Source organism: Pseudomonas sp. 86_A (assembly GCF_017491705.1).
GTDB lineage: Bacteria > Pseudomonadota > Gammaproteobacteria > Pseudomonadales > Pseudomonadaceae > Aquipseudomonas > Aquipseudomonas koreensis.
In genome coordinates this window covers 1-13,288 of record NZ_JAFGYS010000024.1, presented here as the reverse complement: position 1 = coordinate 13,288, position 13,288 = coordinate 1, and the positions used below count along the sequence as shown (strand labels likewise).

At 61.1% G+C, this 13,288-nt stretch carries 12 protein-coding genes; 3 read left to right on the top strand and 9 right to left on the bottom strand.

Annotated features, from left to right (window positions below; genetic code table 11):
• The first annotated feature begins 23 nt into the window (after positions 1-23).
• From ureG to J5M57_RS26890, 3 genes are all read left to right on the top strand, one after another.
• A complete protein-coding gene (ureG, locus tag J5M57_RS26900) occupies positions 24-638 on the top strand; it encodes an urease accessory protein UreG (RefSeq protein WP_207849108.1) in 615 nt (204 codons plus the stop codon).
• Between the two features lie 27 nt (positions 639-665).
• Complete coding sequence (locus J5M57_RS26895) at positions 666-1,238, top strand: HupE/UreJ family protein (protein ID WP_064585733.1); 573 nt, start codon at positions 666-668, stop codon at positions 1,236-1,238.
• 183 nt (positions 1,239-1,421) lie between these two features.
• The gene (locus J5M57_RS26890) at positions 1,422-2,558 is read left to right on the top strand and encodes an AGE family epimerase/isomerase (RefSeq protein ID WP_207849109.1); all 1,137 of its coding nucleotides are present in this window, start codon (positions 1,422-1,424) and stop codon (positions 2,556-2,558) included.
• Between the two features lie 116 nt (positions 2,559-2,674).
• Here J5M57_RS26890 and J5M57_RS26885 read toward each other — a convergent pair whose 3' ends face one another.
• The 9 genes from J5M57_RS26885 to J5M57_RS26845 all read right to left on the bottom strand — a co-directional run.
• Entirely contained in the window at positions 2,675-3,580 is a 906-nt protein-coding gene (locus J5M57_RS26885; protein ID WP_207849110.1) for a cation diffusion facilitator family transporter, read from the bottom strand.
• A 200-nt stretch (positions 3,581-3,780) separates the two neighbouring features.
• The gene (locus tag J5M57_RS26880; protein WP_064585730.1) at positions 3,781-4,545 is read right to left on the bottom strand and encodes an SDR family oxidoreductase; all 765 of its coding nucleotides are present in this window, start codon (positions 4,543-4,545) and stop codon (positions 3,781-3,783) included.
• An 839-nt stretch (positions 4,546-5,384) separates the two neighbouring features.
• Complete coding sequence (locus J5M57_RS26875; RefSeq protein WP_083367165.1) at positions 5,385-6,101, bottom strand: ABC transporter ATP-binding protein; 717 nt, start codon at positions 6,099-6,101, stop codon at positions 5,385-5,387.
• The gene (locus J5M57_RS26870) at positions 6,098-6,970 is read right to left on the bottom strand and encodes an ATP-binding cassette domain-containing protein (RefSeq protein ID WP_064585728.1); all 873 of its coding nucleotides are present in this window, start codon (positions 6,968-6,970) and stop codon (positions 6,098-6,100) included. The genes J5M57_RS26875 and J5M57_RS26870 overlap by 4 nt, the downstream gene beginning before the upstream one ends.
• Positions 6,967-8,268, bottom strand: a complete 1,302-nt coding sequence (gene livM, locus J5M57_RS26865) for a high-affinity branched-chain amino acid ABC transporter permease LivM (protein WP_064585727.1) — start codon at positions 8,266-8,268, stop codon at positions 6,967-6,969. The genes J5M57_RS26870 and livM overlap by 4 nt, the downstream gene beginning before the upstream one ends.
• Positions 8,269-8,271: 3 nt before the next feature.
• Positions 8,272-9,186: a branched-chain amino acid ABC transporter permease gene (locus tag J5M57_RS26860; protein ID WP_027613532.1), complete on the bottom strand. Its 915-nt coding sequence runs from the start codon at positions 9,184-9,186 to the stop codon at positions 8,272-8,274.
• Positions 9,187-9,428: 242 nt separating this feature from the next.
• On the bottom strand, positions 9,429-10,562 hold the full coding sequence (locus J5M57_RS26855) for an ABC transporter substrate-binding protein (protein ID WP_027613531.1): 1,134 nt from the start codon (positions 10,560-10,562) through the stop codon (positions 9,429-9,431).
• Positions 10,563-10,930: 368 nt separating this feature from the next.
• Positions 10,931-12,214, bottom strand: a complete 1,284-nt coding sequence (locus J5M57_RS26850; RefSeq protein WP_207849111.1) for an FAD-binding oxidoreductase — start codon at positions 12,212-12,214, stop codon at positions 10,931-10,933.
• Between the two features lie 142 nt (positions 12,215-12,356).
• Positions 12,357-13,288: aldehyde dehydrogenase family protein (locus tag J5M57_RS26845; protein WP_207872026.1), on the bottom strand; the 932-nt coding region annotated here is incomplete at its 5' end.

The following is a 13,288-nucleotide window of genomic DNA, read 5'->3' as shown; positions in this document are numbered from 1 at the left end:
GGCCTGTCATCTTGGAGAAGCACATGAACACACAACCCCTGCGCGTCGGCATCGGCGGCCCGGTCGGTTCCGGCAAGACCGCATTGACCCTGGCCCTGTGCCTGGCGCTGCGCGATCGCTACAACCTGGCCGTCGTTACCAACGACATCTATACCCGCGAAGACGCCGACTTTCTGGTGCGCAACCAAGCACTGGCCCCGGAGCGCATCATCGGCGTGGAAACCGGTGGCTGCCCGCACACGGCGATCCGCGAAGACGCCTCGATCAACCTCGAAGCGGTGGACCAACTGAACCGGCGCTTTCCGGGGCTGGACCTGATTCTGGTGGAGTCTGGCGGCGACAACCTGTCGGCGACCTTCAGCCCGGAGCTGTCGGACCTGACCCTCTACGTGATCGACGTCTCGGCCGGCGACAAGCTGCCACGCAAGGGCGGGCCGGGGATCTGCAAGTCCGACCTGCTGGTGATCAACAAGATCGACCTGGCGCCGCTGGTCGGCGCCTCGCTGGAAATGATGGATAGCGACACCCGACGCATGCGCAACGGCAAGCCCTTTGTCTTCAGCAACCAGAAGACCGGCCAGGGCCTGGAAGAAATCATCGCCTTCATCGAACGCCAGGGCCTGCTGAACGCCGCCTGACTTATTGACCAACAAGGAAGCTTATCCATGACACTCAAACGTATTTTCGGCGCCGTGGCGCTGCTGCTGACCCCGGCACTCGCCTTCGCCCACCCGGGCCACGGCGACAGCGGTCTGGTCGCCGGGATCAGCCACCCGATCGGCGGCCTCGACCACTTGCTGGCGATGATTGCCGTCGGTTTGTGGGCGGCGCAGCAGCAAGGCGCGGCACGTTGGGCGCTGCCGTGCACGTTTGTCGGCACCATGCTGATCGGCGGCATGCTCGGCTTTGAGGGGCTGGAGCTGCCGGCACTGGAAAGCGGGATCGCCGCCTCTGTACTGGCACTGGGCCTGGCGGTGGCACTGGCGGTGCGTCCGCCGCTGCTGATGGCGGTGGCCGCGACGGCGCTGTTTGCGCTGTTCCATGGCGTGGCGCATGGTCTGGAGCTGCCGGACATGAGCAGCCCGTGGGCGTATGCCGCCGGCTTCGTGGCGGCGACGGCTGCACTGCATGCGGCGGGTTATGCGGTGGTTCGTTTTCTGCCTCAGGCTGCTGCGCCTCTGGTGCGTGTGGCGGGTGCCGCTTCGGCTGTGACTGGCGCGTGGTTGCTGGCCGGTTGATTCTCTAGCGCCTGCCACTGGCCTCTTCGCGAGCAGGCTCGCTCCCACAGGTTTTGTGTACGCTGCAAATCCACTGTGGGAGCGAGCCTGCTCGCGAAGGCGGACTGACAGACTCCGCGTCTCTAAGGCCCGCCGCTCTGCTACCATGTCGCGCAATCGCCCCAGCCGTGACGACGTCCGCCAATGCCCCATGCTTCCCGCTGCACCTCCCTGCCCGAATTGACCGCCCTGTTCAGCGACGTGCAACAGCACTTTCTGAACGTGATCGTGCCGCTCTGGCAAGGCCCGGGCTGGAACGCCGACATGGCGCTGCCCTACGAAGCACTGGACGCCGCCCACACGCCGCTGCCGCCACAACGCTATCGGGCAATGGCCTGCGCACGGCAGCTGTACCTGTTTTCCAGCCTGATCGGGGTTGTGGATAACGCCGAGATCCGCGCCGCCGCACTGTTCCGCTCGCTGCAACGGCACTTTCATGATGCCGAGCACGGCGGCTGGTTCTACAGCATCGATGCCGAGGGCAAGCCGCTGGATCAGCGCAAAGACCTCTACACCCACGCCTTCATCCTGTTCGCCTGCGCCCATTACTGGGGCAAGTCTCGCGAGCCGCTGGTGGAATCCACGCTCAACGCCGCACTGGAAGTCATCGCCCGGCGCTTCGCCACCGGTGACGGCTTGTACGAAGCGTGCCTGGACCGCGACTGGATCACCCTGCAAACCGGTCCGCTGCAGAACCCGCTGATGCACCTGGCCGAAGCCTTCCTCGCCACCCTCGCCGTGCGCGAAGATGCCCAGACGCAGACAGCGTTGCTGGAGTTATGCACAGCCATGCACAAGCACTTCGTCGATCCGCAGCACAGCGTGCTGATGGAGAAACCGTTGGGGGCTGTGGATAACTGGTACGAGCCGGGGCATCAGTTCGAATGGTATTTCCTGCTGCAATCGTCACCGCTACTGCGCGGTTCGAAACTGCACGCGGCATTGGACCGGGCCTTCGCCTTCACCGAACAGTTCGGCGTGGTCGAGTCGACCGCCGCGGTGCGGGCGATGCTTGATCTGGAACGGGATGGACGGCCGAAGGACTCGACTCAGCGCATCTGGGCACAGGCAGAATACCTGCGCGCCCTGACCTTGCGCCCGGGCAGCGAAGCGGCAGTGCAGCGCCAGCTGCAGGCGCTGCAACAGCGGTTTCTGCATGCCGGTGGCTGGTATGAGTGCCGGGATGAACAGGGTGAGGTGAGCCGCAAGGACATGCCTTCTACCACGCCGTACCACTTGGCGACGTGCTACCACGGCCTCACCGAATACTTGCAAGCCTGAACCTGTGGCGAGGGAGCTTGCTCCCGCTTGAGTGCGCAGCGCTCACAATATTGTGGGGCCGCTGCGCAGCCCAGCGCGAGCAAGCTCGCTCGCCACAGGGGCTCATCAGCGATGGATCAGGCAACCCACTTCCTGTCGCCAGTAAAGCTGATGGTCAGCCAGCGCGCCGTATCCGGCGCGCCCAGCTGCGCCGAAATCGCCTCACGCAGCGCATCCAGCTGCCCCACGCTCTGCAACCGGTAATCCGCCGGCAACACCACATGAATCTCGATAAACCGCGCCCGTCCGTGCTTCTGCACGTAGGTCACGTAATCGTCGAAACCATGCTCGACCTTCGCCGCTTCCATGACCTGCCGCACTTGGTCATCGAGCGTGTCCGGGGCGATACCCAGCACGTCGCGCAGCGCCGGGCCTAGGATCTTGAACGCCGGCGGCAACATGGTCAGGGCCAGCACGATCAGGATCAGCGGGTCGACAAACTTCGCCCACTCGTCAAAGCCCTGGGCCTTGAGCAGCAGCGCCGCGAGAAAACTGATCAACAGGCCGACCGAGAGCATCGCGTCCACCAGCCAGCTGATGTTGTCGAACTGGATCAGGCTGGATTTGAGCTTGCGATTACGTCGGCGCACGTAGAAGAAGTAGGCGAATTCAACGACGGTGAACACCGCCGCATAAATGATCACCAGCCCCAGCTCGATCTCGCGGCCACCGTTGATGATGCCGAACACACCGTTGAGAAACGCATAGATGGCGATCAGCAGCAGGAAGCTGCCTTCGATCAGCAGCACCATCGGCTCCAGATGCCAGAAACCGAACTGGAAGCGGTGATTGCTCTCTTTGGCAATCAGCCGGGCGGTGATCAGCATCAGCACTTTGATAAAGGTGGCGATCAGCGAGAAAAAACCATCGAAAAGGATGGATTGAGACCCAGAAATAAAACCGGTGACGATCCCGGCGATCGACACCGCGAACATCAGGATGGTGGATTGTTTGAGCAGCGACTGCTCACCTCGGTTACTCACGTAGCCTCCTCTAAAAACCTTTGAACCGCAGGGTGCGGTGGGGTTTGTCGGAGATGAGTTTACCTTATTGCCGGTTTTGCCCGATTTTGTGGCGAGGGAGCTTGCTCCCGCTGGGTGCGGAGCGCCCCCGCTCTTCAGTTCAAAAGACGCATGGGCCTGCTGCACAGTCCAGCAGGAGCAAGCGCCCTCGCCACACGGTCTTAGGCCTTGTTACGCTCAATGGCAAACCCGGCCCAGGTCTGGCTCACCGGCATCAGCTCCAGGCTGTTGATGTTGATGTGCGCCGGGGCATTGAGCACCCAGAAGATGGTCTCGGCGATGTCCTGCGGCTGGATCGGCTCGGCCCCGGCGTAGGTCGCGTTGTAACGCTCCTGGTCACCGGCAAAACGCACCAGCGAGAACTCGCTCTCACACAGGCCAGGCTCGATGTTGCTGACGCGCACGCCAGTGCCTTGCAGGTCGCAACGCAGGTTCAGCGAGAACTGCTTGACGAACGCTTTGGTCGCGCCATACACATGGCTGCCCGGGTACGGGTAGTTACCGGCGATCGAGCCGAGGTTGATGATACCGGCACCACGGCCGTGTGCGATCAGACGCGGCAGCAGCAGACGAGTGCTGTACATCAGGCCTTTGACGTTGGTGTCGACCATGGTGTCCCAGTCGTCGAGATCGCATTTCGGTGCCGGATCGACGCCCAGCGCCAGCCCGGCGTTGTTGATCAGGCCGCGCAGCTTGGCGAAGGACGGCGGCAGATTGGCGATCGCCTCTTCCATCGCCTTGCGATCACGCACGTCGAGCACCAGGCCGTGCACTTCAGTCTGCTTGGACAGTTCGGCGCACAGGGCATCGAGACGTTCTGCACGACGACCGGTCAACACCAGTTTCCAGCCAGCCTCGGCGAAACGACGGGCACAGGCTTCACCAAAACCGGACGTCGCGCCGGTGATAAACAGGGTGTTGGACATCGTGTTCTCCTTGCGTCGGCCGCCAGCGCAGCCATGGGAATAGAAAATCAGCAGCCAGCATGCCCGGCCACGCAACCACGGGCAACACCCGCAACCTGTATAAAAAACAACCAACACCCTGAACAGCACGGCGACCGTGGCCTGTAGCCATGTGCACGCACGTTATCCACAAGCCCTTCCACAGTTTCCGGGGGCAAGTGGAATCGCGCAAAGCCGCGCCACACAAGGCTTTGCGCCGGAAATAGAAAGTTTTTTGCTTGACCCTGAAGCGGCAGTTGTGCGGGACATGGCATTTTGCACGACCGACCGGTCACCGTCGTGATTGCGCGAGGCCAGTAATTACGGCCCTCAGCGCGGTCTTTCCAGAGTTTAGTCACAGACTTATCCACAGGCTTGCTCACATCAAATCACCTGTGTCGCCACCCGCACAAAAGGGTTGACAACGACGTCTTCAGCTCCAGCAAAAATGCCTGATCAAAAAACGCTCATCGCCCTGCAAGCCACGTCCAACAAGGGCTTCAGCCAGCTACTCCCACGTTATTCACAGCCGGCTCCACAGCAAACGGGGACAAGTCAAAACTGTGGAAAAACAGCCATTTGCAGCGTCTATATGTCGCGCTTTGGCAGCTATGGGAATTTGTTTTCCACAATTTCAAAATCGACTTGATATTGAAGATGGATTCACTGTAGGAGCTGCCGAAGGCTGCGATCTTTTGATCTTCAAAAACAACATCAAAAGATCGCAGCCTTCGGCAGCTCCTACAGGGTTTCTGTGTGAACTTGAGATGTAAAAAGCCCCGAGACTTGCGTCGCGGGGCTTGTGGACAACTCACGAACAATCAGTGCCCGCCCAGATAGGCGTTACGCACCTCCTCGTTCACCAGCAATTCTTTACCGGTACCGGTCAGGCGAATCTCGCCGTTGACCATCACATACGCGCGGTCCGACAGCTTCAGCGCATGGTTGGCGTTCTGCTCGACGAGGAAAATGGTCATGCCGGTTTTCGCCAGTTCGCGCAGCGTGGCGAAGATCTGTTTCACCACGATCGGCGCCAGACCCAGGCTCGGTTCATCGAGCAGCAACAGCTTCGGCCGACTCATCAACGCCCGGGCGATGGCGAGCATTTGCTGCTCGCCGCCAGACATGGTCATCGCCCGCTGGGTGCGGCGTTCTTCGAGCCGCGGGAACAGCTCGAACATGCGCTGCATGTCCTCCTTGGCGTACTTGTCGCCAATCGGGATGGTGCCCATCAGCAGGTTTTCCTCGACGGTCATGTCGGGGAACACCCGCCGCCCTTCCGGCGACTGCGCAATGCCGTTGGAGGCGATGTAGTGCGAAGACTTGTGGGTAATATCGACGCCTCGATAGAGGATCTGTCCGCCCGCCGCGCGTGGCTGGCCGAAGATCGACATCAGCAGCGTGGATTTGCCTGCGCCGTTGGAGCCGATCAGGCTGACGGTTTCGCCTTCGTTGATCTGCAGCGACACGCCTTTGAGAGCCTGGATCGGGCCGTAGAACACGTCGAGGTCTTTGAGTTCGAGGATCGGTTGGCTCATACCAGCTCCTCTTCGTCAGCGCCCAGATAAGCCGCGATCACTTTCGGATCATGACGGATGGCTTCAGGCCCGCCCTCGGCGATGACAACGCCGTGGTCCAGCACCACGATGTGATCGGAAATGCTCATTACCATGCCCATGTCGTGTTCGATCAGCACCACGGTCAGATCGTGCTCGTCGCGCAGCAGCCGGATCATCGCGCTCAGCGCTTCGGTTTCCTGAGGATTGAGGCCGGCGGCCGGTTCGTCGAGGCAGATGATCTGCGGCCGCGTGCACATGGCCCGGGCGATCTCCAGACGGCGTTGCTGGCCGTACGAGAGTTCACCAGCCAGACGGTTGGCACAGTCCACCAGATCGACCACCTCCAGCCAATAGAACGCGCAGTCCAGCGCGTCGCTTTCAGCCTTGCGGTAGCCCTTGGTGTTAAGGATGCCGGCGAGCATGTTGCGGTTGACCCACATGTGCTGGGCCACCAGCAGGTTTTCCAGCACCGACATTTCCTTGAACAGGCGAATGTTCTGGAATGTCCGCGCCAGTCCTGCACGGTTCACCAAGTGCGTGCCACCGAACATCTTGTAATACAGACGACTGAGGAACGACTTCGGCGAAACGAAATCGGTCGGTTTGAACGACTCGCCGAGCAACTGGATGACGTTGGTCTGCTTGCCGCGCACGTTGAGTTCGATCTTGCCGCCGGAGGCCTTGTAGAACCCGGTCAGGCAGTTGAACACCGTGGTCTTGCCCGCACCGTTGGGGCCGATCAGGGCGAAGATCGAGTTGCGTTTGACCTTGAGGCTGACATCGCTCAGGGCCTTGATGCCACCGAAGTGCATCATCAGTTTTTCCACAGAGAGTACGACTTCACTCATGGCGCAGTCCTCTCATAGTGAATGGCACCTTTGCGTGGAGTGACCCCGGTACGGCTGATGCGAATCAGCCCTCGTGGTCGCCAGATCATCATCAACACCATCAGGATGCCGAACAGCAGCACGCGGTATTCGGCGAAGCCGCGCAGCAGTTCCGGGGCCACCGTGAGCACGAACGCCGCGATCACCACACCGATGGTCGAGCCCATGCCGCCGAGCACGACGATGGCGAGGATCAGCGCCGACTCGAAGAAGGTGAACGAGGTCGGGTTGACGAAGCCTTGATAGGTAGCAAAGAACACCCCGGCCAGACCCGCCGTCGACGCGCCAATGGTGAACGCCGAGAGCTTGACCAGCACGTGGTTCAGGCCCATCGAGCGGCAGGCGATTTCGTCTTCGCGCAAGGCTTCCCAGGCGCGACCCACCGGCATCTTCACCAGCCGATGCTTGATGTACAGCACGGCCAGCACCACCAGGAACAACACCGCGTAGATGAAGTAATACTTCACATCGGGGTTGTAGGCGATGCCGAAGAACTCGTGGAACGGCACCCCGCCATCCTTCGCCCGCTTGCCGAACTCGAGGCCGAAGAACGTCGGCAGTGGCGCCGGCATACCGTTCGGGCCGCCGGTCAGCGACAGCCAGTTGTTGAGGATCAGGCGAATGATTTCCCCGAAGCCCAGAGTCACGATCGCCAGGTAGTCACCGTGCAGACGCAACACCGGAAAACCGAGGATGCAGCCGGCCAGGCCAGCGGTGATCGCCGCCAGTGGCAGCACGGTCCAGAAACCCAGTCCGAGGTATTGATAACCCAGCGCCAGACCGTAGGCGCCGATGGCGTAGAACGCCACATAACCCAGGTCGAGCAGACCGGCCAAGCCGACCACGATGTTCAGCCCCAGCCCCAGCAGCACGTAGATCAACCCGAGGATGACCACGCCCAGCAGGTACGAGTTGGAGACGAACGGCACGATGACCGCGAGCACAATCAGTAGCGGGATGATCCAGCGCAGCGAGGATTTGTGATCGGATGGCAATACATGCACACCGGAGCCGGTGCTCTCGAATCCGTCGAGAATCTTCAAGCCCTTGGGCGTCTGCAGAAACAGGCTGAGGGCAAAGCGGCCGAGCATGACGATGCCGATGATCCACGCCACGCGGGTCGGTTCAAGGTTGAAGCTATAGCCGTCGAGCACGACGCCGACAATCGGGCCGAACACAATCAGCGCAATCAGGCCGGCCAGAATCGCCTCAACCAGGCTTTTTTTGATATCGATGTTTTTTTGAGTGGTTGAAGACATCGCTTACACCTTCGACACAAGAGGACGGCCCAACAGGCCCTGAGGCCGGAAGACCAGAACAAGTACGAGCAGCGAGAAGCTGAACACGTCTTTGTAGTCGGAGTTGACCAGGCCCGAGAACAGCGACTCGGAGATCCCGAGAATGATCCCGCCGAGCATCGCGCCGGGCAGGGAGCCGATCCCGCCGAGCACCGCGGCGGTGAACGCCTTGATGCCAATGACGAAGCCTGCGTAGAAGTCGAACGTGCCGTAGTTCATGGTGATCAGCACGCCGGCCAGCGCCGCCATTGCCGCACCAATGATGAACACGTAGGAAATCACCCGGTCGGTGTTGATCCCGAGGATCGAAGCCATCTTGCGGTCTTGCTGGGTGGCGCGGCACATGCGGCCGAGCTTGGTGTACTTGATCACGTAGGTCAGCAGGCCCATGCCGACGAACGCGGCCACCAGAATGAAAATTTTGGTGTAGGTCAACTGGACGAAACCGCTGCCGACGTCGATACGCCAGGCACCGGTGAGCAGCGTCGGAACACCCTGTTGGCGGGCGCCCTGGCTGATCTGGGCATAGTTTTGCAGGATCAGGGAGATGCCGATGGCGCTGATCAGCGGTGCCAGTCGGGTGGAGTTGCGCAGAGGTTTGTAGGCGACGCGTTCGATTACCCAGCCATAGACGCCGGTGACGACGATGGTGAAAACCAGCGTGCCAAGCATCAACAGCGGGAAGGATTCAATACCGAAGTAAGCCAGCAGAGCCAGACTGATTGCCGCCAGGTAAGCGGAAATCATGTAAACCTCGCCGTGGGCGAAGTTGATCATGCCGATGATGCCGTAGACCATTGTGTAGCCGATGGCGATCAGGCCATAGACCGACCCGAGGGTCAGGCCGTTGACCAGTTGCTGCAGGAAAATACCATCCATAACGCAATCTCACGCAATGAGAACCTGCCCACCGGTGGGCGGGCGGTTCTTCTAGGAAAAATACAGATTTACGTCGGAGCAATGTCAGAGCGCGATTTACCAGTCACCACCGTCCCTGTAGGAGTGAGCCTGCTCGCGATAGCGGTGGAACATTCAACACATGTGTTGCCTGTCAGTCCGTCATCGCGAGCAGGCAAAGGCCTGCAAGGTATTGGTGGTGCTTAAGCTGATCGCGTCAGCCCTTACTTCTGTTTTTCCAGCTGATGGTATTTGCCGTCCTTGTCCCACTGGTAAACCACGTAGTCGGAGACTTTCAGGTCGCCCTTCTTGTCCCAGGCTTTCTCGCCCATCACGGTTTTCACCGGGTTGGCCTTGAGCCACTCGGCGGCTTTCTCGCCACTGTTGGACTTGGCGCCGTTGAAGGCGGCAGCCAGGGTCTGGACCGATGCGTAGGCATACAGGGTGTAGCCTTCAGGCTCGGTGCCGGCCTTGCGGAATGCATCCACTACAGTCTTGCTGTCTGGCAGCAGGCGTGGGTCGGCGCCGAAGGTCATCAGCACGCCGTCAACGTATTGCGGGCCGCCGGCGGTGGTCACCAGTTCGTCGGTCACGATACCGTCGTCAGACATGAACTTGACGTCTTTCAGGCCTTCGGTACGCAGTTGTTTGACCAGCGGGCCGGCTTCCGGGTGCAGGCCGCCGAAGTAGACCACGTCGGCACCGGCCGCACGGATCTTGGTGACCACGGCGCTGAAGTCTTTCTCGCCACGGGTCAGGCCTTCGTACAACACCGGCTTCACGCCGCGTTTTTCCAGTTGAGCCTTGGTCGCATCGGCCAGGCCCTGACCGTAGGTGTCCTTGTCGTGCAGCACGGCGACTTTCTTGCCCTTGAGCACGTCGACGATGTAGTCGCCCGCGACGATACCTTGCTGGTCGTCACGCCCGCACATACGGAACATGGCGCTCAGGCCGCGCTCGGTCACTTGCGGGTTGGTGGAACCCGGGGTAATCGCGATGACGCCGGCTTCGTCGTAGATTTCCGAGGCTGGAATGGTGGAAGAGGAGCAGAAGTGACCGACCACACCGGCAACCTTCTGGTTGACCAGGTCTTTGGCGACCGTCACAGCCTGTTTCGGTTCGCAGGCGTCATCGCCCTTGACCAGTACGATTTTCTCGCCGTTGACGCCGCCCGCCGCGTTGACCGCGTCCGCCGCTGCCTGTGCACCCTTCATGTACTGCTCGCCAAATGCCGCGTTGGCGCCAGTCATTGGACCCGCTACACCGATTTTCACATCAGCTTGAGCAAACGCAGAAACACCCAACGCAGTAGCCACTGCGAGGGCCAGAAAGCCTTTCTTGTAAAACGTCTGGGACATGAGGTGGTGCTCCAAGGTTTTTTTTAGTTGGCACTGCGACTTCACTTCACTGAATGCTCTGAGCAAGCGCCGTGCCATCGGTTTTTTATTCTTCAAAAAGTCGCTGCTTTCTTGTTATTTCGACTGTTTCGTTCCCATTTTCATTGGGCGTGCAACCGTCTAAACCGCGGAAGGTGAAACCTTTTTAAATCTGAGGCGCAACCCGCCTGCGCCATCATTGCAACCGCGGCACCAAACGACGTGCAACCAGCCTGTAACAGCCCGCGTCACCGAACTGCACACTGCTGGTGCGGGACTGCTACAACCCGCACCATTACAGGCTAGTCGCTACGCGCAAAAGCGCCGCGCAAAGCAACAAATTTCAACACTCAGATAACGATGCGCAGGCACTGGCCCGCGTGATACAGCGAGAACCCGGCCTCGTACAGGCAACTGCGCAGGCCGACACCGGCCAGGGGCTGCATCGGTGCGAAGGGGATTGGCAGAGCCCGCGGATTGCCATGGCACAGATAGTCGGCGAAGGCTTTGCCGACCACGGTGCCGGTGGTCACGCCACGGCCGTTGTAACCGGTGACGGCCACCAGTCCCTGCGCCGGTTCGAACAGGCGCATCAGGTGATCGGGGGTGAAGGCAATGCGCCCGGTCCAGGTGCATTCCCATTCCACCGGTTTCAGGTTGGGGAAGTAGTGTTGCTGCACCCGGTCGGCCCAGGCCTTGAGGAACCAGGTGGGTTTCTGATTGCCGTTGCCCAGGCTGCCGAGCAACAACCGGCCGTCCTTGTCGCGACGGATGCTGCTCAGCACCTGCCGCGTGTCCCACGAACCCTGCCCGCCCGGGAGGATGTCATGGGCCGCGTCTTCGGTCAGCGGCACCGAGGCGACCTGATAGTAGTAGCCGGGGAAGAAGTTGCGCTTGAGCTCGGTCCAGTCGCCTTCGGTGTAGGCGTTGGAGGCAATCACCACTTGCTCGGCGAGCACCGAACCCTGCTCGGTCTGCACCGACCATTGCTGGCCCTGGCGTTCGAGACGGGTGACCGGCGAGTGATCGAACATCTGCCCGCCCAGCCCCTTCACCGCATTGGCCAGCCCGGTGACATAGGCCATCGGGTTGAGGGTGCCGGCGCGGCGGTCGAGCAGTGCGGCGGCGATCTTTTGCGTGCCGGTGGCTTGCTCGCAGGCCTTGCCGGTCAGCAGTTCGACCGGTGCACCACGGCGTTTCCATTGTTGCTCGCGACTGCGCAGATCCGCCTCGCCCTTGGCATTGTGCGCCATGTGCAGGGTGCCTTCGCGGCGCAACTGGCAATCGATGTTGTACTTATCCACAAGGCTGAACACCAACGCTGGCGCCGCCCCGAGCATGCGGTTGAGCTGGCTGCCAACCGCCTCGCCGAAGCCGGCCTCGATCTCGTCCGGCGGGATCCACATGCCGGCGTTGACCAACCCGACGTTGCGTCCGGACCCGCCGTGCCCGGCACGATGCGCTTCCAGCACGCAAACGGTCTTGCCTTGTTCCAACAAATGCAGCGCCGCCGACAATCCGGTGAACCCGGCGCCGATCACGCAGACATCGACTTTGACCTCGCCGCGCAAGGCGGAGTTATCCGGGCGCTGCGGCGTGAGTTTTTCCCACAGACATTCTTCGCGTAACGGCATTGCCAGACTCCAACAGAAACCTAACCAATTGCGTTGTGGGCACTAAAAAGATCGCAGCCTTCGGCAGCTCCTACAAAACCGCAGCCAACCGCAGCCCTGTAGGAGCTGCCGAAGACTGCGATCTTTTCAGCTTTTCTCAATTTCAGTCGAAGGTAATACCCTGCGCCAGCGGCAACTCCAGCGAATAGTTCACGGTATTGGTCTGGCGACGCATGTACGCGCGCCAGGCGTCGGAGCCCGACTCGCGACCACCACCGGTCTCTTTCTCGCCACCAAACGCCCCGCCGATTTCCGCGCCGCTCGGGCCGATGTTGACGTTGGCGATGCCGCAGTCGCTGCCGACCGCCGACATGAACTGCTCCGCCTCGCGCACGTCAGTGGTGAAGATGCACGACGACAGGCCTTGCGGTACAGCGTTGTTCAGGCGCAGCGCTTCCTGGAAGTCGCTGTAACCGACCACGTAGAGGATCGGCGCAAAGGTTTCGCTGCAGACCACCTCGCTTTGCTCTGGCATTTCAACAATCGCCGGCGACACGTAGTAGGCGTTGGGGAACTGCTCTTCGAGCTGACGCTTGCCGCCAAACACCCGGCCGCCCTCGCTCAATGCCTGCTCCAGCGCATCCTGCATGTTTTCGAAGCTGTGCTTGTCGATCAGCGGGCCGACCAAATTGCCTTCCAGCGGATGGCCGATGCGCACTTTCGCGTACGCGGCCTTGAGGCGGGTGACGATTTCTTCCTTCACCGACTCGTGGGCGATCAGGCGACGCAATGTGGTGCAGCGCTGACCGGCGGTGCCGACCGCGCTGAACAGAATGGCGCGCACGGCCATGTCCAGATCGGCGCTCGGGCCGAGGATCATCGCGTTGTTGCCGCCCAGTTCGAGAATGCTGCGGGCGAAACGCGCAGCGACTTTCGGCGCCACTTCGCGGCCCATGCGGGTGCTGCCGGTGGCGCTGATCAGCGCCACACGCGGGTCATCGACCAGCGCTTCACCAGCGTCACGGCCACCGATGATCACTTGGCACAGGTTTGCCGGGGCATCAGTGAAATTCTTCACCACGCGGTCGAACAGCG

Bases quoted from the DNA above. Each gene is read 5' to 3' on its own strand.
- J5M57_RS26855 (WP_027613531.1), bottom strand. From the start codon at position 10,562: ATGTCCCAGACGTTTTACAAGAAAGGCTTTCTGGCCCTCGCAGTGGCT.
- ureG (WP_207849108.1), top strand. From the start codon at position 24: ATGAACACACAACCCCTGCGCGTCGGCATCGGCGGCCCGGTCGGTTCC.
- J5M57_RS26880 (WP_064585730.1), bottom strand. From the start codon at position 4,545: ATGTCCAACACCCTGTTTATCACCGGCGCGACGTCCGGTTTTGGTGAA.
- J5M57_RS26860 (WP_027613532.1), bottom strand. From the start codon at position 9,186: ATGGATGGTATTTTCCTGCAGCAACTGGTCAACGGCCTGACCCTCGGG.
- livM (WP_064585727.1), bottom strand. From the start codon at position 8,268: ATGTCTTCAACCACTCAAAAAAACATCGATATCAAAAAAAGCCTGGTT.
- J5M57_RS26890 (WP_207849109.1), top strand. From the start codon at position 1,422: ATGCCCCATGCTTCCCGCTGCACCTCCCTGCCCGAATTGACCGCCCTG.
- J5M57_RS26870 (WP_064585728.1), bottom strand. From the start codon at position 6,970: ATGAGTGAAGTCGTACTCTCTGTGGAAAAACTGATGATGCACTTCGGT.
- J5M57_RS26895 (WP_064585733.1), top strand. From the start codon at position 666: ATGACACTCAAACGTATTTTCGGCGCCGTGGCGCTGCTGCTGACCCCG.
- J5M57_RS26850 (WP_207849111.1), bottom strand. From the start codon at position 12,214: ATGCCGTTACGCGAAGAATGTCTGTGGGAAAAACTCACGCCGCAGCGC.
- J5M57_RS26875 (WP_083367165.1), bottom strand. From the start codon at position 6,101: ATGAGCCAACCGATCCTCGAACTCAAAGACCTCGACGTGTTCTACGGC.